Consider the following 21,093-nt stretch of genomic DNA (forward strand, 5'->3'; position numbering starts at 1 on the left):
ATAACAAGTGTTCTGTTAATATGCTTTGACTTGTAGCCAATCAGCATCAAGAGTCAGTGTCTGATTTTCCAAAAATGACCGAAAGAACTGTAACGTTTCTTCTATTGGGACATTGGGCTTTCTATAGACATAACCCTTTTTTAAATCAGCCGTTCGATATTCAATAAGGTAAGAACCATCAAAACAAAGTGCCTGAATAAAGGAAAAATCTCCACTGACACTGGTCCAAGACAAGGTGACAAAACCTTCTGGATCATTACTGAGTGAGACAATAGCTTCCTCAACTTCTTTTGAATTAGGGTTTAAGAGGTCACCCTTTTGACTCGTCAAAGATAAGCCAGATTCGAAATTTTGAGGAGCCTGCGTTTTTTTAAACCAACTAAATAAAGACATTACTTACCTCTGCTTCGTTTTTAATGCTTTTTTATACGAATAAAGTAAAAATGATACAGCCGTATTATCTTTCTCACATAAAAGTCTTAATCATCCTTACGTTTACCTGTCACAAACATGGTGAAAGTTGCCTTTGCCACTTCTTGTTTCAACTGATTGGTTACTGTCACATCAACCACTTTCGTTGTTCGACCGTCATGAACACAGCGTCCATCAATTAGTAAAGTATCACCTAGCTTGCCAGATTTTAGATAATTAATACTGGACTGAAGTGTTACCGCATCAAAACCAGTAGAAATTGATACCAAGCCGCTGATTTGGTCACATAAGGTAAAGATATACCCTCCGTGTGCAAAACCATAATAATTCAAGGATTTATCTACTACCTCCGTAGTCACAATCACATGACCCTTTTCAAACGAAACCATATCAAAATTTTCAAACACGCGAATTTCGTGTAAATGGTTATCACTCATCCCTTTTCCTCCCTCTTATTTAAATCTGTTACTATTATACCACTTTCCGACAAAGGACTAGCTGCATCAGCAAATCAAAATGAGAAAGCATTCTTCTTGCTTGCTGACATAATAGCTAAAAATATGGGCAGACACTCTTTATCAGATTTACTCTTACAAACTGTCTCAATTTCTTAGCTAACATGATCTGCTTGTTTGCTATCGCCTTTAGCAATTATCTATGATTTTTCACTTTAAAAATTAAAATTATGACTCCAGTCAACAAAAATACTTATTTTTCTTCCTTTTTGCCTTTTAACAAAACAACAGATACACTTGCTGCTCCAATACCAAGCATCATCAATGCAGACTTTATATCTAATCTTCCCAAAACGGATAAAACCACTACTGCAATCCCCATAGCTGTTCCAATTCCTTTCAGCGCAGTATCAATAATTTCAGTTATTTATTCTTACCAATAGTTTCTTTTGTATTTGTCTTAACTTTCATTAAATCATCTACTGACACTTCAAATATTTCTGCTAATTTGGGAATAGAATTAATATCTGGAAAAGATAAATCTCTTTCCCATTTAGAAACAGCTTTATCTGTCACCCTCATTTTTTCAGCTAGTTCTAATTGTGTCATCCTTTTTCTTTTCTTAATGATGAAATCATCATACCAAGCGTTTGTTTTCTCATCAGTTCCCTCCTCCTTCTTTTTAGCAATGATATGGTAACATCATCTTTTCATACACTCAACCAACTTACAGTTTACTTTTCTCGACTTGTCGTTTATCTACAGTTTTTCTGTCTTACACACAAAACAGGTCAGGTTAACTTATTTCTTGGATGATGTCGTTCCATAGTATAATAGGAAATGATAGATGACTCCCCCACCCCGATCTGTCAAATGATAATAGACATCGTTTAGCATTTCCCGTAGTCGGGAAATATTCCTTTGAACTCGTAAAACCATGAAAAAATAAAACCACTTTCTCACACCAATCGTTTAATTTTACATATGATAATGTTTTACCATCTATTATTTCTATCTCTTGATGAAACAACTGCCTTCCTCCTGTTAGCCAAAATTGATACGTGTTAACCTATCAACCTATAATTGAAAATACAGTACAAATTCTGACTTCACAGGCATTATCAAGATTCCACATTCATTTTTATGAAATCCTTGAACTCAAAAAGCGCATCTCTGCTATAGATCTGCGCCTTAACTGTTTATTGTAACTTAGGATTAATACTATTAGGCATCATTCTTATATTAAAGCAAAGAAAATGCTATTAATGAGCTAGAAATAACATTTCCTACTCCATGAATGCACCAGCTTGGCAATATTGAACCAGCAAACTTCTTTTCAGTAATATATCCTGAAAGCCATCCAAAAAGACCTGTAAAAAGAGTGATTATAATTGCCAATATTACTTTACCAGCCAAGAAAAGAAAGATGCTATGCATGAGTCCAAAGAGCAGTGCTTGCGTTGTATTTCTTAATGCAAATCCCAAGCGGTTTGAAAAACGCTTTAACAAGAAGCCCCTAAAGAACACTTCTTCGAGAAGAGACGTATTAAAGAGGGATTGTACCAATATAGCAGGAAGAGCACTCACACCTCGTCCTGAAAATTCAAACATTCCCATTGAAGCTCCCTCAGGCATTAAACCATTGATATTTTTCAGTAAATTGAAACCAAAAGGCCCCACTAATAAAGTCACGGCTAAAACACCTAAGATGATTAACAAATCACTGCTATTTAGTTTATGTTGAATCTTTTTTAAGCCGAGCCAATTAAAGAAAGAAGCCGTTTTCCTGCCAATTACCATCCAAGTGATAAACGGAATAGTAATAAAAAGGACAAGATTCGCACCGCTCACCATCAATTTTGAAACAAGTAAATCCATTTCATATCCTCCCCTAACATTCAATAATAATTTAAAGCAAACCAGATAATCTTATTTTACAGACAATCATACCTTATTACATTTTACTTCTCACTTCAAAGAATAGCTGCCAAAACAACAGACTAATCACTCCCGCTTATATTATAGCATAAAATATTATGCAGAAGTTAGGATTATATAATGCAGCGAAAGTCAAAGCTCAGCAATATTGCAGCATCCTATACTAACAACATAACTTGAGAGTGACATTAACAATAAAAATTAAACGGCAACTTCCTAAAATTAGCTCTAATCACCTTTCAGAACGAAAATTGAATGTGAGATAGCGCCGACTGACTAACAATCTGGATAAGGAGATAAGGAAATCACAACCTTTCTAAATTTCAATTATCAAACTATCAAAAATAATCACTTTGGAGAACATATTAAAACCGTATGGCGTATAGTTATACGGTTTTAATGCTCACTTTTACACTGCAAAAAGCCTTGGTTTCAAGGCTTTTCATTGCTACGATTTGTCAAAGGTTTCTAAGCTTTCACGAGCAAAGCTACGCACTCAGCGGTTCGGACTTAGCGTAATATTTCGTCGGTTAACCTCCTCATTATACGAGTCCTATCACACGGGCAGAACATCTACTTCTACTTTGCTGATAAATCAGGTCGTATAAGCAGTGATACTGCTTCAACGTGATGCGTTTGCGGAACTCCAAAGGTTCAGTGAACCTTTGGAGCGTCTCGCTTAGAAATAGGAAAGCGAGACGGACTATTTTGCTGCATTCTTCTCTAATAAACTCACGCACTCCACATGGTGTGTTTGAGGAAATAGGTCAACCGGCTGGACTTTGACAAGTTTGTACCCTAGTTCTTCATAAAGTTTGACATCACGCGCCATGGTGGCGGGGGCGCAGGAGATGTAGGTGATTTTGCGGGGCTGCATAGCAGTGCTTGCTTCGATGAAACTTTCTGTCAAGCCTTTTCGTGGTGGGTCAACCAGAATAACGTCTGGTTTGATGCCTCGCTTACTCCAGCTGGCCATGGCCTTCTCTGCTGAGTCTGCCACATAGTGGACGTTTGTGATATTATTGAGCGCAGCATTTTTCTCAGCATCACGCACCGCAGCTTCAATGACTTCCACTCCGTAAACATCCTTGACTTTTTTAGCAAAGGACAGGCCAATAGTTCCAATTCCTGAGTAAGCGTCAATGACGGTATCATCTGGTGTCAGATCTGAAAAATCAATAGCTGTCTGATAAAGTTTCTCAGCCATGACGGTATTGACTTGGTAAAAAGATTGGGCGGAAATGATATAGCGGTTGCCTAGCATGGTATCTTCAATGGTATCTTCTCCATAAAGCGTTCTAAATTCTGAACCAAAGATAGCATTAGTATTTCTATCATTGATGTTTTGAATAATGGATTTGACCGCTGGAAATTCAGAGACAATCTTTTCAACCATTTGCTCAATACGAAAGATTTTTGACCGTGTCGTCACCAAAACCAGCATTATTTGGCCTGTATAATGTCCACGGCGGACGACAAGATTACGAATAAGACCAGTCTGCTCCTTTTCGTCATAAGGTTTAAGATCAAAGCGGCGCAGCAAATCACGTGTGAAGTTAATCAGCCGATCAATCTCTTTATCTTGAATGTAGTAATCTTCAATAGGCATGAGAGCATGAGAATTTTTGCGGAAGAATCCTGTTTCTAACTGACCATTGACACGGCGGACAGGAACCTGAGCCTTATTGCGATAGGCAGTTGGATTGTCCATACCAAGTGTATCTGCAACTTCAATGTCTGAAATGCCTGCGATTTTAGAGAGACTATTGATGACCTGCTTGCGCTTGAAGTTAAGCTGCTGTCCGTAAGTCAAATGTCCCAAATCAGCAATTCCTGTCCGTAAGTAGTCTACAGTCAGATTATCACTGCGGTAGGCTGACTTAGCTAAATAGCTTTCAACTTTTCCGAAAGCAATGTTCTTTTTGACCTTGAGCACGCGCATGCGGATTTTCTCAGTCGGCAGAGCATTGTCCACAAAAAAGACCAAGCCATCAACCTTGGCAATACCTGCGCCATCATGACTGAGATCACTAATCTCAACTTCTACAATATCATTCTTTTTTAACATTGTTCTCCTATATAAAAAGTGCACATGAACTTCGAAAATAATGGCACCTCATTCTTTAGCTTTCTCATTTTCCTAATTCTTAAGTAGATAAGGCCCATTGCCTTAGCCTTAGTGCTGACATTTCACAAAAATGAGGAGCTGAGAAATGCTCAACTCCTTTATTATATCATATTAACGAACGCCTAAATGGGCTAATTTCTTTTTATACTTGTCAAAGTCAATAGACAGAGCCTGACCACCATAAATATCATAATCATCAATCCAATCCCCATTATCAGGAACAGTGACCTGTTCAACTTTCTTGCCATTGGTCAAAACGGATAAGCCATGACTCAAGAGAAAACCATAAGAAATATTGGTTGATGTCAAAGCATAAATCTTACCTAAGGCAGCAGAACCTGTAAAGAGCTTGGTTGGATCTTTAATTTGAGACATGATTGCCGACATAACCTGCTGCTGACGTTTCGTTCGTCCAAAGTCGCCTTCATCATCCTTACGAAAACGGGCATAATTCAACAAAGTTCGTCCATCCATCTTTTGCTTACCAACAGAAATCGTTTGATTAGGAACAACACCATCTTTCATATTAAGATCATCTGGTACCTCTACTGAATCAACGGCTTCACCACCGACCGTTGCAAACTTTGCATTAATTTCAACACCATTAGGGAAAAGCGTATCAATGGCCTCAGCAAAGGTTTGAAAATCAACCATGACATAATATTTGATATCTATATCAAAATTACGCTTCAAGGTTTGCCGCATCAGCTCAGCGCCTTGATTGTTATCTTGTTCACCAATATTAAATGCTGAATTTAATTTATTGTCATATGAGTAATTATCTGCGCTGACTCCTTTAATATTGACCAATGTATCACGCATAAAACTAACCATTTTAATCTTCTTGTCTTTATTACCGACATTTAAAACCATAATGGTATCCGTCCGCGCTTCTGATGACCCTTGTGTAATACGCTGATCGCTTCCTAACACTAGAATATTGGTTCCATCTTTGGTATTCTTTCCATTAAATTTTTCAACAACAGCTGGTTTATAATTTTTATTTTTGCCGGAAGAAATATCATTCATGCCTTTGATAAACATAACAATCATACCAGCAAAAATAACTAGCAATAACAAGCAAACAGCCTTCAAAGTGCGCTTAACAGTCCAGCGGCGGCGCTTTTTAGGCTTAGTTGCCGAAACGGAATCTTTTCTTTTTCCTTGGTGGCTTTTCCTTTGAGAACGTGTGGATTGTTGCTCAGGATAAACAGGCAATCCTTGATCAGTATAATGACTATTTGCATAATAATCATCCCACTGGTCAGCATCCTGATAATCATCTTCATAGTTATTATCATAAGACTGCTCATAATCTTGATAATAGTTATCCCCAGGTTCATCGTAATAGTAAGAAAGCGTCTCTTGAATTTCAACCTTCTTTTTAAGATAGTCGAATTCAGCCTGCTCTCGAGGACTGAGGTAGGCTATATTTCTTAAGAGGTACTCATAGCGTAACTGCTCGTGACGGCTTACTTTCCCCTTATTGTTTCTGCTCATGTTTTAATTCTCTAACTTATTTCTTCTGATACTTATCTATTCTTTTAAAGCCTGTAAACGGCATACTTACCCAAAATTTTATAATGAATTCCAATACTTGTCAACTCTTCTAGTGCAAAAGAAACTAATTTTTCATTATGATTCTCAAAATCAATAATAAAGAAGTATTCTCCAAGAATTGTTTTTAAGGGACGGCTTTCAATTTTTGTTAAATCAATCCCTCGCCAAGCAAAAGTAGAAAGGGCTTTATAAAGCGCTCCGGGTAAATTATCAGGAAGCGTTAAAGCTAAAGAAATTTTTTGATCCTCCTCTTTTAGATGAATAGTGGGGGTTTCATCCCCTAAAACCCAAAATCGGGTATAATTTTCATCAATTTCTTGAATATCTTTGGCAATAATGGATAAATGATATTCATCTGCAGCAGCATACGGTGCAATGGCTGCGTAATTCTCTTCAGGATGTTCTGCCACAAAACGAGCGGCATAGGCAGTGCTGGCAGTCATTTCAATTTTGACATCTGGATAGTGAGAACGAATATACTGTTTGCCTTGAGCAATGGCTTGAGGATGCGAAAAAATTGTCTCAATTGTTTTATCAGCAGAAGTTGACATTAGCTGTTGCTTAATAGGAAGAATAATTTCAGCGACTGCTTCTATTTTTGCCTGATGAAAAAGGTAATCAAAGGTTTCATGAACACTGCCTTCAATAGAATTTTCTACCGGAACAACGGCAAAACAAACCTGTTTGGACTCATAAGCCTTAATAACTTCAGTAATATTTTCAAAAGGAAGCAAATCTGCCGCAGGAAATGCATGCAAAGCGACATTATGAGTAAAAGAGCCGCTAGGCCCTAAATAAGCAATTTTCATTTTATTTCCTCAACAATTTCTCGGGGTGTTTTACCAGCAACATCAATAATAATATTAGCGGCTTCCTCATAGAGAGCCTGTCTGCGATCGAAAATCTTTTTAAATTCCTGACGGCTATTATTAATAAAAAGTGGCCGAACGTTATTACTGTCTGCTTCAATTCGCTTACAAAGAGTTTCAAAATCTGCTTTTAAATAAATTGTTTCACCATTTTTTGCCAAAATATCACGATTGCGAGCACTCTCAACAACACCGCCTCCAGTTGATACAGTACTATCTGAATCAGCAAGATTGGATAAGGTTTCAGACTCAATTTCCCGAAAGGCATCCTCACCTTCTTTTTCAAAAAATGCTGCAATAGGCATTCCAATTTTCTCAGTTATAATATCATCCATATCTTGAAAATCCGGGTCTAATAAACGGGAAACAGTTGATTTTCCTGCCCCCATAAAACCGATTAAAATTTTAGCCATTCGTTATCCTTTCTAAATCACTAAAGAAAGTAGGGTAGCTGGTATTGATCGCTTCAGCACGCTCTAATTCAACTTCTCCCTCTTTAACCAAAAGTGCCGCAATAGCCGTCATCATACCAATCCGATGATCGCCAAAAGTATTGACCTTAGCACCATGAAGATTGGTTTTACCTTCAATAATCATGCCATCATCTGTTGGAGTTATCTTAGCCCCCATAGCATTTAAAGCGTCTGCTACTACTTGAATACGATCTGTCTCTTTAACCTTGAGCTCTTGGGCATCATAAATAACAGTTCGGCCATTTGCCTGTGTTGCCAAAAGAGCAATAATAGGCAGTTCATCAATCAGCCGTGGAATAATGTCACCGCCAATTTCTGTTCCTTTAAGATTAGAACTTTCAACAGTAAGGGTCGCTGCTTTTGCTAAGTCATCCCTATCGCTCAGTTCAACTTTACCACCCATAGCTTCAATAACTTCTAAAATACCTGTGCGTGTTTCATTAATGCCGACATTTTTTAGAGTAAGCTTACTGTTTGAAACAATAAGTCCTGCAGCCAGCCAGAAAGCCGCACTTGAAATATCACCAGGGACAATAACATTCTGTGCTGTGAATTCCTGTCCACCTGAAATGCGGATTTCTTTGCCATCCACATCAAGATGACCTCCAAATTGTTTAATCATATCTTCTGTATGATTTCGCGTTTTCTCTTTTTCAATAATGACGCTCTCGCCAGAAGCTTGAAGAGCTGCAAAAATAAGAGCCGATTTAACTTGCGCCGAAGCAACAGGAAGTTGATAACGGATTGGTTTTAATCTTTTTGAACCTTTCATTGTCAAAGGAGGCAAATCGCGCTCTGTCCGCCCCAAAATTTGGACTCCCATTTGACGAAGAGGAACCGTTACCCTATCCATAGGACGTTTAGACAGACTGTCATCCCCAAACATTTCGACTGTAAAATCTTGTCCAGCTAAAACTCCTGAAATTAAACGAATAGACGTTCCTGAATTACCCATATCAAGAGCTTTTTTAGGAGATTTGAGACCGTCAAAACCACGACCGTGTATCTCAACGAAATCATCCTTATCTTTAATTTCAACACCTAAGTCACGAAAGGCCTGCATTGTTGATAAAACATCCTCACCGCGTAAAATACCATAGATTTTCGTTATCCCCTTTGCCAGACTGCCAAACATAATCGAGCGATGACTGATAGACTTATCGCCGGGAATTTTCAATGTTCCGCTCAGACCTGAAGCATTTGTTCGTAATTTCATTTTTCTCTCCATTGTTTATTTTCTCTATTTTACCATAACTGGCAGGAAATTTTAGAAAATTCTTTAACATTGCTTACAAAAAGAGCTTAGAAAAACGAAACAAACGTTTCCCTAAGCTCTGAAATTTTCCTAAACGCCGTAAAGCTTTTGCTACACTCACAATCATTTGGCAATATCTTGTAAAGGTGAAAAAATAATGCGTTCGATATCATTGACATAAACTCCAAGAGTTTGTTGAGCTGTAGCATATTCTTTTAAAAGTGGATTAGCTTCAATTTTTTGATTAAAACTTTGCATTTCCGTTTGAACCTCAGGAGTTGGTGCTTGTCCTGTTTGTATGAGGCCTTGAATTTTCATTTGAAATTCTGTGAATTCAGTCCACAATTTCTTAGCCTCTTCGTCTTCGTCAATCTTAGCTTTTGCTTGGACAAGGGCTTGATATTCTGGTAAAGCACGAATACCGCGCTCCAACTCATTTGCTAAATCATATACATTTACTGTCATATTTTCTCCTTTAATTTAAATAAACACGATAATTAGTATTTTTACGAATCAATTCCTGAGCACGTTTTAAATCACGCTCATTTTTGAAAGAAATCTGTAAGATACCATTAATATCTTCTCGGTTCTCTTCATTGATATGAACATTGACCAGAGAGGTTCCTCTCAGTAATTCGAGGATTTCCAAAATAACATTTTCTTCATCAGGAACATCAACATAAATATCATAAAAGCTATCGACACCAGCACGCTTATGAATTTCCATATTTTTACGGATTTGCCGACTTTGATTAAAAAACGCCCAAATAGCATTTTCATCTCTAGCCTTAATCAAATTAGAAACCTCATCTAGACGCTGCTTAAAATTTTCAATACGATCTAAAACGGCCTCTTGATTGGTCAAAAGAATACTAGTCCACATGCCGGGTTCACTTTCAGCAATTCGGGTCATATCACGAAAACCACCCGCAGCAAAATGCTTGGTCATTTCATGACTTTCTGAAAAGTCACCGGCCTGCTTCATAAGACTCGAGGCGATAATATGCGGAAAATGACTAATTTGACTCGTAACGCGGTCATGTTCTGCCGCATCAATTTCCACATACCTAGCATGCAAGCCTGATAAAAGATCCTGCAAGGCAGGAATAGTATTAGGTTTAGTTAGACATGATGGTGAAAAAATATAATATGCATTCTCAAAAAGATTGACATTTGCCGCAACAGCTCCTGATTTATGACTTCCAGCCATAGGATGACTGCCTACAAATTGCACAGGCTTATCTTTAAGATAATATTCTGCAGCTCTAACAATTTCATATTTAGTAGAGCCGGCATCTGTAATAATGACATCTTCTTTTAAATCCAAATCTGCTAAAATTTTGATAAAATCAATTGTTTTTTTAATAGGTACTGCCAAGATAATGACATCTGCCAAAGCAGCAAATACTTTAAAATCAGCTGTCGCCTCATCAACAATTCCGCGCTCAAGTGCAATATCACGTGACCTATCAGAACGATTGTAACCAACGATCTTATAATGAGGATGATCTCGTTTTATTCCCAAAGCAAGCGAAGCACCAATTAGTCCTAGTCCTGCAATATAAATTGTTTTTTCTTCCATATTTTCTCCACTATAAGCCCATGCTTAAGAGACCTTTTCTACTGTGTATGGACTCCTAAGTCTTTAAAATTCTTTGATAAATTTTTGATGGCTTTTCACAGCTTCTTTTAGCTCTTCCATATTATCTGAAGAAAACTTATTCAAAATTTCTGTTGCTAAAACTGTCGCAACGACTCCTTCCATAACTACTGCAGCGGCGGGAACAGCTGTTGGGTCCGAACGTTCAACACTGGCCTTATATGGTTCGTGTGTTTCAATATCAACACTCATCAAAGGCTTATAAAGTGTCGGAATAGGCTTCATAACCCCACGAACAACAATAGGCTGTCCATTAGTCATACCGCCTTCAAAACCACCAAGATTGTTGGACTTACGCCTATAGCCATCTTCTTTAGACCAAGTAATCTCATCCATGACATCGCTGCCTTTGAGATAACCATCCTTAAAGCCTAAGCCAAATTCAACACCCTTGAAGGCATTGATGGAAACAACTCCTTGAGCTATTTGGGCATCTAATTTGCGATCCCATTGAACATAAGAGCCTAAACCAACTGGAACACCACCAACAACAGTTTCAATAATACCGCCGATAGTGTTGCCTTCTTTTTTAATCTGATCAATATAATCCTTGATTTCTTGCTCATGTTCTTGGTTAACAACGGAAATTTCAGATTGACTTGCTCGTTCTTTAATCTCAGCTACTGTCAGATTTTCAGGAACATCAACTTCAATGCCGCCCAAAACAACAACGTGGCTAGCAATAGCTATCTCAAGTTCTTCTAAAAGACGTTTAGCTACTGATCCCACTGCCACACGCATAGTTGTTTCACGCGCACTTGAGCGCTCCAAACTGTTGCGCAAATCAGAAAAACGATATTTCATACCACCAACCAAATCTGCATGTCCCGGACGGGGTTTGGTTAATTTTCGAATTGATTTTTTCTTATCTTCAATATCAGCAGCACTCATGATTTCAGTCCAATTTTTAAAATCACGATTAGTGACATTGAGTGTAATTGGACTTCCCATAGTCAAACCATGGCGAACACCTGAAGTGATTTCCACTTGATCAGATTCGATCTTCATACGGCCGCCACGACCATAACCTCCTTGCCGCCGCTTTAATTCAGCATTAATATAGTCGGCTGTCAGAGGAAGACCTGCTGGCACTCCTTCAATAATAGCTGTCAGACGAGGACCATGCGATTCCCCAGCTGTAAAATATCTCATCTCACTTCTCCAAATACTCTTTCATTTCTTCTAGGCTGATTTGATTGATAGCAGCCTGTCCTAGTTGGGGAACAACAACCATTTTTATCATTTGGCCACGCGTTTTTTTATCATGCTTTAATGCTTGGTACATAGGTTCAACATTCCACGGACTATAGTCAGTAGGTAAGCCAAATTTCAAACACATGGCCTCTATTTTTTCTGTTATTCCTTGCGGCATGAGTCCTTTTGTCTCAGCAATACGCGAAATCTGAACCATCCCAATAGCCACGGCTTCGCCATGCATCACTTTGCCATAACCTGCAGTCGCTTCAATAGCATGACCAATAGTATGACCAAAATTGAGGTAAAGACGAACACCATTATCCAATTCGTCCTCAACAACAATCTGACGCTTCACATTGCAAGAATGATAAATAATCTTTTCAGCATTTTCTAAAATAGAGTCTGTTGAACCATCTAAGTCTTTTAGAATTTCCCATAATTCAACATCAGCAATCAAACCATATTTAATAACTTCCCCCATACCTTCAATAAGTTCACGCTTACCAAGTGTATTGAGTGTATCTGGATCAATTAAGACACCATCTGGCTGAGTAAAAGTGCCCACCATGTTTTTCGCAAGAGGCGTATTAACACCTGTCTTACCACCTATGGACGAATCTACCTGCGCTGTCAGACTGGTGGGAATTTGCAAAAAATGAATGCCGCGCATATAAGTCGAAGCGACAAATCCAGCCAAATCTCCAACGACACCGCCGCCAAGAGCAATGATACCATCGCTTCTTGTCATACCTTGTTTGAGCAAAAACTCATAGGCTTTATTGACAGTCGTCAAATTTTTACTGGCTTCACCTTCCAAAAAGTCAAAAACAACAATTTCAAAACCAGCATCTTCAAGACCAAGTTTAACTTTTTCAGCATAAAGACTACCTACACGGTTATCTGTTATTAAAGCAATTTTTTGTGGTTGCCAAAGTTCCTTAACCCATTGTCCCACTTTTGACAAACTACCTTTTTCAATGATAATATCATAAGGTTTACGAGGAAGATTAACGTTTAATTTCATAAAATCACCTGTTTTATTTAGACTTGTATTTTTTTTCTAGAGCCTGCCAGATTTCCTGACTCGGCATTTCTTTACCAGTCCAAAGTTCAAAAGCTGCAGCCGCCTGAAAAAGAAGCATGCCCAAACCATTCACAGCCTTTAACCCACGACTGCGTACTAAGCGTAAAAATGGTGTTTCAAAGGGTTGATAAATGACATCTGCAACCATAAGGTTTGGTGGAAATTCAAAACTATCATTAATAATCATTGATTTGCCATCCATACCAACATTGGTCGCATTAACAAATAAATCAGATACTAATACCTTTTTTTGAATCATGTTTAAGTCCTCAACAGGAAACACTTCAATAGCAGCGCCTGTTTTACTTGATATTTGTTTAGCTTTTTCTTTTGTTTTTTCAAGAAAGGCTGTTTGATTAAAAATATTAATTTTCTTAACACCATTGATAGCTGCTTGTGCAATAATGGCAGTTGCAGCTCCTCCGCCACCAAGTATGGTTATGACCTTATCTGCAACATCGAAATCTGCAAAGGTTCCCAAACTCTTAAAGAAACCAAAACCATCTGTATTGTAACCGATCAATCTGCCATCACGATTAACAATAGTATTAACAGCCCCAATTAAATCTGCTGCTTTCGTTACTTCATCAAGATAAGGAATAACTGCCTGCTTGTAAGGCATGGAGATGTTAATGCCAAACATATCATAACGCATGATATTTTCTAAAGTTACTTGCAGTTCTGACTCTGGAATATCCCAAGCAACATAAACACCATTGACACCAGTTTTTTCAAAAGCGTAGTTGTGAATAAAAGGTGAGATAGAATGTTTAATTGGTGTCGCGACAACAGCTGCTAAACGTGTATAACCATCAATTTGCATCTAGAACCTCCTTAATTTTACGCATATCTGCCAAAGAAATCTGTCCCGGAGCGCTTTCTTGTTCCAAGCTGGCAAAGGTCCACGAACTGCCTATTAAATCAGCTGCTAAACGTGATATCCGACCTAGTTTCGACATAGACATAGTCACATATTCCTGATTGGGATTTAAAGTTTTAAAACCTCTTGTATAGTTCATCAAATCAAGAACATCCTGTTCATTTTTAGGCATGACAGCAATCTTGACAACACGCGGAGCTAAAGCTGTTAACTCTGAAAAGACTTCCATTAAATTTTCTGGTGTTTCTTCAAAATTGTGATAAGACAAAATAAGATTTGAAAAATCATACATTTCCTCTAAAACATCACGGTAGGAAAAATATTCAAAGTCAATGTAATCAGGCTGATAAAGAGCCGCAATATCACGGATGATAGCAAGATAGTCTTCATTAGAAAGAGAAATATTTCCTCCTTCTTTTTCTGTACGCAAAGTAAAAATCACTTCATGACCCGAGAACTTTTCAAAAATAGCCGGTGCTACCGTTAAAATATCATCTTTAACTAAATAATCTGCCCGCCATTCAATAATATCTGTACTATCAATCCTCGTTAAATCAAGTTGGTTAGCCTCTTCAATATTTTGAGGCATAACAGGAACTACTATTTTCATATACACCTAAACCTTTATTGTAAATACTTTTAAATAATTGCTGCTTTCGTCTTGAACATTTACTGCAAAATCACTTGGCAATTGCTGTAAATCAAGATAAGTATGCTTTTGTTTTCCGAAACCTTTTTCGATTTGTTTTTTAAACTGAGAAACTGTCATATTAGCTGCATTCGTTGAAGCAATGATAAGACCGTTTTCAGATAAAATCTCCAACCCCTGTCTAATTAACTTATGATAATCTTTGGAAACAGAAAAAACCTCTTTTTTATTTCTGGCAAAACTAGGAGGATCAATAATAATAATATCATAGGTTAAGTGATGACGCCTAGCATATTTAAAATAGTCGAAAACATCCATGACCACTAATTGATGATTTGCCATGTCCAAATGATTCGCCTCAAAATGAGCCAAGGACAGAGCTCTTGAGCGTTTAGCCAAATCCACCGAAGTCGTTGCCATTGCACCGCCCATAGCAGCAGCAACAGAAAAAGCTGCTGTGTATGAAAAGAGATTTAAAACAGTTTTTCCCGCAGCTGATCCATTAATCAACTCATTTCTTACTTGGCGCTGGTCCAAAAAAATACCTGTCATGAGACCATCGTTTAAGAAGACATTATAAGATATCCCATTTTCCAAAATAAGAAATTGTTCTGGTGCTTCTTGACCATAAAGATGAGCAGAAACATTATCAATCCCTTTGAATCGAATCTTCTCATAGGCACCTAAAAAATTCGGATACACTTGACGAAAAGCAGCTACTATCTCATCTCTAATCTGATAAACAAAAGAATTGTACCAAGAAAAAAGCACAAAATCACCATAGCAATCAATTGTCACACCACCAAAAGAATCACCATCTTGATTAAAAAGACGGTAGGCTGTTGTTAATTTAGAATGAGCAAAATTTTTTCGCTTATCTTTAGACCATTGAAATAATTTAATAAAATAAGTCACATTAAGTGATACTTTTTTAGGTGAGATCAACCAACCAACGCCTTTATTTTGCTTTGATAAATAGGCTGTTCCTAAAAAAATATCTGCGTCAGAATATAACTGAACAACTTGATTATCCAAATTTAAATTTGGATAATCTCTGCTACTTAATAATTGCACCCCTCGTTTAAGTTTTTTCTCCGCAAAAGAACCCACCATAAGTTTAATCATATCAATCATTATAACAAAAAATTCAGAAAATTTCTCCCTTAAAAAAACATTTCTGTCATCTGCCAAAAATAAAATTATGTTATAATCAAATAATAAGATTTTATCTCTTGAAAATGGTAAGGAAATCATATAATGAAAAAAATCGCTAAATTTCTCTTAAGCGCTGTTAATACCCGTTTAGGGTTTATTTTAACGCTTGTATTCATTTATTGGCTAAAAACAATTTGGGCTTATAATGTTGATTTTAGTTTAGATTTAGACAAATCATACCAATTTTTTTTGACACTAATAAACCCCATTCCCATTAGTTTGTTGCTGTTAGGATTGGCACTTTATATCAAAAATACACGCATCTTTTATTTCACTGCGATTGTTATTTATACTCTACTTAATATTCTTCTCATTGCTAATTCTATTTACTTTCGAGAATTTTCAGACTTTCTAACAGTTAGTGCAGCACTAGCAAGCAGCAAGACTTCTGCTGGTTTAGGGGCTTCTGCCCTTAATTTATTGAGACCTTGGGATGCTATCTATATTCTAGATTATGTCATTTTAATCACTCTTTTTTCTCTTAAAAAACTTTCTTTTGACCAAAGACCCTTCAACAAAAGAGCTAGCTTTGCTATTTCTGCTCTCTCAGGTCTCCTTTTTTCTGTCAATCTTTTCATGGCTGAAATTGATCGGCCTGAATTACTAACACGTGGGTTTTCAAATATTTATGTTGTCCGTGCTTTAGGGTTGCCAGCATTCAGTGCCTACAGTGCTAATCAAACTTACCAAACACAAAAAGTACGCTCAGAAGCAACTGCTTCTGAATTCAATACTGTTAAAAAATATGTAAAAGAACATTATGCCGCTCCCAACCCTAAATACTACGGGCTTGCAAAGGGTAAAAATGTCATTGTGCTTCATTTAGAAAGTTTTCAGCAATTTCTGATTGATTATAAGCTCAATATTGATGGCAAACAATATGAAGTAACACCTTTTTTGAATTCACTTTACCATTCTAAGGAAACATTTGCTTTTTCAAACTTCTTCCATCAAGTTAAGGCCGGAAAGACTTCTGATGCTGAAACATTAATGGAGACATCACTCTTTGGTTTAAACCAAGGCTCCTTCTTCGTTCAATACGGAGGTGATAATACACAGCAGGCTGCACCGCATATTCTAAAGGATACCAACAATTACAGCAGTGCCGTCTTTCATGGTAATATCGGTACTTTCTGGAACCGTAATAATGCCTACAAACAATTGGGCTATCAACATTTCTTTGATCAATCTTATATGTCAAAAATGACTAAGGACAACTCTTTCCAATATGGGCTTAATGATAAAGTTATGTTTGCAGATTCCATTAAATACTTGGAACACATGCAACAGCCTTTCTACACAAAATTTATCACCGTTTCGAATCACTACCCTTATCAAAGTTTAGATGGTGATGATACTGGCTTTCCTCTTGCCAAAACAGAAGATAAAACAATTAATGGCTACTTTGCTACAGCTAACTATCTAGATGCTGCTATCAAAGATTTCTTTGATTACTTAAAAGCCTCTGGTTTATACAAAAATTCCATTATTGTTATGTATGGTGACCACTATGGTATTGCTAATTCAAGAAATACTGATCTTGCACCACTTTTAGGCAAGGATTCACAAACTTGGACTGAATACAACAATGCTATGTTACAGCGTGTTCCTTATATGATTCACGTTCCCGGAACAGATAAAGGATTTATCAGTAACACCTATGGCGGAGAAGTTGATGCTTTGCCAACACTGCTTCACCTTTTGGGTATTGATAATAAAAATTATATTGAACTAGGACAAGATTTACTATCTCCTAACAACAAGCAGCTTGTTGCTTTCCGTTCCGAAGGTAATTATATTACACCTAATTATACAAGTTACAGTGGCCGTGTTTACGACACTAAAACAGGTGTTGAGATCACAAATCCAGACGAAGCAACGACTGCTAAACTGAAAGAACTTCGTGATGCAGCAGACAAACAGTTAAATACAAGCGATAACATTCAAACAGGTGATTTACTGCGTTTTGATAAGGATAGTGGTCTAAAACCAATTGATATCGGTTCTATTTCATATAAAAAGGATTCTCTGAAGAAACTAAAGAAGATTGAAAAGAAACTAGATAAGAATTCAACCAGTCTTTATAGCAAAAATGGTAACAAATCAACTCAAGATTTATACAAGGCACCAAGTTATAAAGAACTACACCCAGAAGAATCATCAAAAGAATCCTCAACAACTACATCATCAAAATAACAAGCTTATCCAAATAAAAGAAACTGGAAATTCCTAATCTAACTTTCCAGTTTACAATAAATATAGGTTGGAAAAATACTGAAATTATAGTAATTAAACGTTTTTTACCCTATCACTGATTTTATGAGAAACGAAAAAGCAATCGTATGTACTTCCGCCAAGCCACACACGATTGCCTTATATATTGTCTCATAACACAAATAACTATTTATGTGACCTTCAGCCTTCAACCCAAATCAATAAAGTCTTCTTCTATCGCTAAGGGCTGCACTTGTCCACCTACTGCAATAATAGTCTTTCTTTATTAGTTTGCATATTTTAAACGCAGTATTCTTTCTTGATTTTTATCTAGCCGAAGTAAAATAACGACCTTATCAATACTCATATTACTTTCAAGCAAACGTTCTGCCGCCATCATTAAACCATTGTTAATCCCCAACTGTAAAATAGGATTAGTATAATCATTAGCGTCAAAAATAAATTTATGACTAGGTAGATCAAACAAAACTTTGACTGCACCGTAAAGCTGTTCAAAAGAATCAATCTGCAAATCAAAAACAGGCTTCGTTCCAGCTTTTAAACGACGGCCACGGTGATTAAACCACATAGAATGCCAGCCACTATCATGGGCTCCCTTGATGTCATTATCATAAGAATCTCCCACATACAAAGTGGTATCTGGATTCATTTCAAACTGCTCAGCAGCTAAATTAAAGATTTCCTTTTGAGGTTTTTGAAAACCTGTTGCCTGACTGACCAAGACACGCTTAGGATCAACATAATCATAAAGGCCTAACTTCTTAACTTTTTTTAATTGATGCTCAGTCGGCCCATTTGTAATGACTCCCATGGGAATATTCTTTTCTTTAAGAAAATCCAAAGTCAAGCGCATCTCATCCAACATGCTAATCTGGTCAAGTTCTTTTTCATAGATTTCTTGAAAATACTGACCTTCCTCTTCGCCAATCTGCCGATAATCAAAATCCAACAAGGTTTTTTGGCAGCGCCAGAAACGAAAATACTCAGTTGTCCATTCATTAGCCATAACACGTGGAAAACCTGTATCAGAGTAGTGGCGGAAACGGATATAAGCCTGATTTATATTTGCCATATCAAAATCAGGGAAACACTTTCCCACGGCAATTCTGTATGGTGCCTGTTGATCATAGATCGTATCATCAACATCAAAAACAATCGCAGTAATCATAAGTTTATCTTTCTAAATCTTAATCCTCAAAAATTATACTATTTTTTAGAGAATTTTCAAAGTTTTTCTAATTTCCTTACCATATTATCAAATTTCCCCTTTTATTAAAAACATTATTAACACTTTTTGGCTGCGGTCACAATCAATTATCTTAATTAATACCTGAAGATACTCAAAAAGGACTTAGTTTTCAAGTCCTTTATTTTTCTAATCAATTTGTTTAAAGTACATTTTTTGTTTGACTTGTCCTTGACCAGCTTCAGAAATCTGATAAGTAAAACTATAAGAAATGAATCGCTTTCCATAGGCCAATATACTATTGTATTGCCATTGAGAAAGCTTTTTACCTTCCACTTTACCTAAGGTCATTTTATTGTCATTTGCTTTATACTTCCAAGACGCATTTTTACTTTGAGACTTATAGGTCTTATCAAACTGTTTCTCACTTTGAACAGCCTTCAAGGCAAGTGTCTTATCCTGTGTCACAATGACTTTATCACTAGTGCTAGAAAAGGCGACATACATCACACGGTTATTTTCTTTGCCCTCAAAAACACTAGAATATTGATAAGCATGACCTGGAATCATTTTAGCAACATGATGGCTGGCATAGTAGTAAAAGCTACCTCCAGCAATGGCTAAGACAAGAAAGACTGCAATAATAATCTTTATTAATTTACGTTTTGTCATCGTTTCCTCCACTATTTTAATAATCAGAAGCAGCATCAATTGATTGTGTCGTTGCATTTGATGATTGGTTAGCATTTGAATCAGTTGATTGTTCACTGGATATTGTTGAATCACTGTTCTTATCATTATCGCTGTCTGGACTATCTGTAGCTACTCCGTTTTTGTCTTTTGATGAACTCTCTGTCGTTGATGTTTCAGATTTGTTATAAACTTTTAAGTTAAAGAGGAGGCTTGTGTTATTTTCTTTTTCAACATCTAATTGAACGGCTTGAGCATCTATTAATTCTGTTAGATAATCATCTTTTATTAATTGATTGTAAATTTTTTTAGCAACTTCTTTAGCGGATTTTTCAGTATAAGTGACATTGTCTAACTGCACCTGTTGCTGTTGGTCATACAGGACTTTTTCTTCTAAATCTTCTGTTTTAGCGGTGATTGCTTCAGCATCTGCTGGATCATGTGAGAGAAAAGTAATCTTACCTTCTTCAACTTTTTTATGAATAAGTTTATTAATCTCTTTTTGAACAACATCTTGGTAGGTATCTTCGTCTAATGCTTTTTCTTCAGTGTTTACTGATTTTTTATTCGAAGAAGCTTTGCTATTGTCTTCAGTCTTTTTCTTAGCAAATGATGAATCATCTTTAGAAGTTGCTGAATCTTTCTGAGAATCACTATTTTCATTATTGTCAACAGAATAATTATGTTTGATATGATTATCAGCATAATAAGAAGTATTATTGATAATCACAACGCTATTATCATCTCCATAAAAATAATTAATATTAATTGAAGTATGAGCACAATAATAACCTGTACCTTTATAAGTATAACTTGTAGGAACTTTACCATCACGGTTAAGGATTAAAATATCTCCTGCATAGATCAAATCCACATTGGTAATATTATTATCATAGGCCAGTTTTTTAATAGAGATACCTGTTGCTTGTGAAATTCCCCAAAGAGTATCACCCCACTGTATAATATAACGTTCACCATTTAAATGATTGACATTGATGTTTTGAGATGAGATGTTGTGGTTGATTTGCTCTGGAGTATTAGCTACCCAATTGGTGATATCAGCACGTTGAGCGTTAGTTTGATCGGCATAAAAGTTATTGGCTACTGCTCTTGTTTGCACTACTATTGGTACCATAAGAGCACCCAACATGACAACACTTGTCCAAAGATGTTTTTTCTTCATCAAT

22 protein-coding genes are annotated in these 21,093 nt (G+C 36.7%); 1 reads left to right on the forward strand and 21 read right to left on the reverse strand.

The window, feature by feature from the left end:
- Nucleotides 1–15: 15 nt before the first annotated feature.
- From FNL60_RS06630 to FNL60_RS06715, 18 genes are all read right to left on the reverse strand, one after another.
- On the reverse strand, nt 16–393 hold the full coding sequence (locus FNL60_RS06630) for a hypothetical protein (RefSeq protein ID WP_002261948.1): 378 nt from the start codon (nt 391–393) through the stop codon (nt 16–18).
- An 86-nt stretch (nt 394–479) separates the two neighbouring features.
- Nucleotides 480–869 (reverse strand): PaaI family thioesterase, encoded by a 390-nt coding sequence (locus tag FNL60_RS06635; protein WP_002261947.1) that lies wholly within the window; start codon nt 867–869, stop codon nt 480–482.
- A 271-nt stretch (nt 870–1,140) separates the two neighbouring features.
- Nucleotides 1,141–1,269, reverse strand: a complete 129-nt coding sequence (locus tag FNL60_RS10565) for a hypothetical protein (protein WP_002264785.1) — start codon at nt 1,267–1,269, stop codon at nt 1,141–1,143.
- 41 nt (nt 1,270–1,310) lie between these two features.
- The gene (locus FNL60_RS06645) at nt 1,311–1,496 is read right to left on the reverse strand and encodes a helix-turn-helix domain-containing protein (protein ID WP_002267647.1); all 186 of its coding nucleotides are present in this window, start codon (nt 1,494–1,496) and stop codon (nt 1,311–1,313) included.
- A gap of 187 nt (nt 1,497–1,683) precedes the next feature.
- Nucleotides 1,684–1,917 (reverse strand): hypothetical protein, encoded by a 234-nt coding sequence (locus FNL60_RS06650; protein ID WP_002267648.1) that lies wholly within the window; start codon nt 1,915–1,917, stop codon nt 1,684–1,686.
- A 212-nt stretch (nt 1,918–2,129) separates the two neighbouring features.
- A complete protein-coding gene (locus FNL60_RS06655) occupies nt 2,130–2,765 on the reverse strand; it encodes a CPBP family intramembrane glutamic endopeptidase (RefSeq protein ID WP_002264789.1) in 636 nt (211 codons plus the stop codon).
- Between the two features lie 763 nt (nt 2,766–3,528).
- The gene (rlmD, locus tag FNL60_RS06660) at nt 3,529–4,893 is read right to left on the reverse strand and encodes a 23S rRNA (uracil(1939)-C(5))-methyltransferase RlmD (RefSeq protein WP_002280183.1); all 1,365 of its coding nucleotides are present in this window, start codon (nt 4,891–4,893) and stop codon (nt 3,529–3,531) included.
- Between the two features lie 171 nt (nt 4,894–5,064).
- A complete protein-coding gene (locus FNL60_RS06665; RefSeq protein ID WP_002280184.1) occupies nt 5,065–6,453 on the reverse strand; it encodes an LCP family protein in 1,389 nt (462 codons plus the stop codon).
- Nucleotides 6,454–6,497: 44 nt separating this feature from the next.
- Nucleotides 6,498–7,322 (reverse strand): prephenate dehydratase, encoded by an 825-nt coding sequence (gene pheA, locus FNL60_RS06670; protein ID WP_002264791.1) that lies wholly within the window; start codon nt 7,320–7,322, stop codon nt 6,498–6,500.
- Entirely contained in the window at nt 7,319–7,795 is a 477-nt protein-coding gene (locus FNL60_RS06675; protein WP_002264792.1) for a shikimate kinase, read from the reverse strand. Before FNL60_RS06675 ends, pheA begins: the two co-directional genes overlap by 4 nt.
- On the reverse strand, nt 7,788–9,071 hold the full coding sequence (aroA, locus tag FNL60_RS06680) for a 3-phosphoshikimate 1-carboxyvinyltransferase (RefSeq protein ID WP_002267407.1): 1,284 nt from the start codon (nt 9,069–9,071) through the stop codon (nt 7,788–7,790). The genes FNL60_RS06675 and aroA overlap by 8 nt, the downstream gene beginning before the upstream one ends.
- 162 nt (nt 9,072–9,233) lie before the next feature.
- Complete coding sequence (locus FNL60_RS06685) at nt 9,234–9,575, reverse strand: YlbF/YmcA family competence regulator (protein WP_002280185.1); 342 nt, start codon at nt 9,573–9,575, stop codon at nt 9,234–9,236.
- A gap of 10 nt (nt 9,576–9,585) precedes the next feature.
- Nucleotides 9,586–10,692 (reverse strand): prephenate dehydrogenase, encoded by a 1,107-nt coding sequence (locus FNL60_RS06690; protein WP_002267653.1) that lies wholly within the window; start codon nt 10,690–10,692, stop codon nt 9,586–9,588.
- Between the two features lie 63 nt (nt 10,693–10,755).
- Nucleotides 10,756–11,922 carry a chorismate synthase gene (gene aroC, locus FNL60_RS06695; protein WP_002267654.1) on the reverse strand — a complete coding sequence of 389 codons (1,167 nt, stop codon included), beginning with the start codon at nt 11,920–11,922 and terminating at the stop codon, nt 10,756–10,758.
- A gap of 1 nt (nt 11,923) precedes the next feature.
- Nucleotides 11,924–12,991 carry a 3-dehydroquinate synthase gene (aroB, locus tag FNL60_RS06700; RefSeq protein WP_002267405.1) on the reverse strand — a complete coding sequence of 356 codons (1,068 nt, stop codon included), beginning with the start codon at nt 12,989–12,991 and terminating at the stop codon, nt 11,924–11,926.
- A gap of 13 nt (nt 12,992–13,004) precedes the next feature.
- Nucleotides 13,005–13,874: a shikimate dehydrogenase gene (locus FNL60_RS06705; RefSeq protein ID WP_002267656.1), complete on the reverse strand. Its 870-nt coding sequence runs from the start codon at nt 13,872–13,874 to the stop codon at nt 13,005–13,007.
- Nucleotides 13,864–14,541, reverse strand: coding sequence for a type I 3-dehydroquinate dehydratase (gene aroD, locus FNL60_RS06710; protein ID WP_002261931.1), 678 nt, complete (start codon nt 14,539–14,541; stop codon nt 13,864–13,866). Before aroD ends, FNL60_RS06705 begins: the two co-directional genes overlap by 11 nt.
- Before the next feature lie 6 nt (nt 14,542–14,547).
- The gene (locus FNL60_RS06715) at nt 14,548–15,705 is read right to left on the reverse strand and encodes a class I SAM-dependent rRNA methyltransferase (RefSeq protein ID WP_002263895.1); all 1,158 of its coding nucleotides are present in this window, start codon (nt 15,703–15,705) and stop codon (nt 14,548–14,550) included.
- A gap of 132 nt (nt 15,706–15,837) precedes the next feature.
- Here FNL60_RS06715 and FNL60_RS06720 point away from each other — a divergent pair, with 132 nt between their 5' ends.
- Nucleotides 15,838–17,991 (forward strand): LTA synthase family protein, encoded by a 2,154-nt coding sequence (locus FNL60_RS06720; protein WP_002267402.1) that lies wholly within the window; start codon nt 15,838–15,840, stop codon nt 17,989–17,991.
- A gap of 304 nt (nt 17,992–18,295) precedes the next feature.
- Here the strand turns inward: FNL60_RS06720 and FNL60_RS06725 are convergent, their stop codons facing one another.
- From FNL60_RS06725 to FNL60_RS06735, 3 genes are all read right to left on the reverse strand, one after another.
- Nucleotides 18,296–19,198: an HAD family hydrolase gene (locus FNL60_RS06725; RefSeq protein WP_002264801.1), complete on the reverse strand. Its 903-nt coding sequence runs from the start codon at nt 19,196–19,198 to the stop codon at nt 18,296–18,298.
- A 207-nt stretch (nt 19,199–19,405) separates the two neighbouring features.
- Nucleotides 19,406–19,888, reverse strand: coding sequence for a hypothetical protein (locus tag FNL60_RS06730; protein ID WP_002267401.1), 483 nt, complete (start codon nt 19,886–19,888; stop codon nt 19,406–19,408).
- Between the two features lie 16 nt (nt 19,889–19,904).
- Nucleotides 19,905–21,089, reverse strand: a complete 1,185-nt coding sequence (locus FNL60_RS06735) for a LysM peptidoglycan-binding domain-containing protein (RefSeq protein WP_002276102.1) — start codon at nt 21,087–21,089, stop codon at nt 19,905–19,907.
- Nucleotides 21,090–21,093: the final 4 nt, after the last annotated feature.

Source organism: Streptococcus mutans (assembly GCF_006739205.1).
GTDB classification, from domain to species: domain Bacteria; phylum Bacillota; class Bacilli; order Lactobacillales; family Streptococcaceae; genus Streptococcus; species Streptococcus mutans.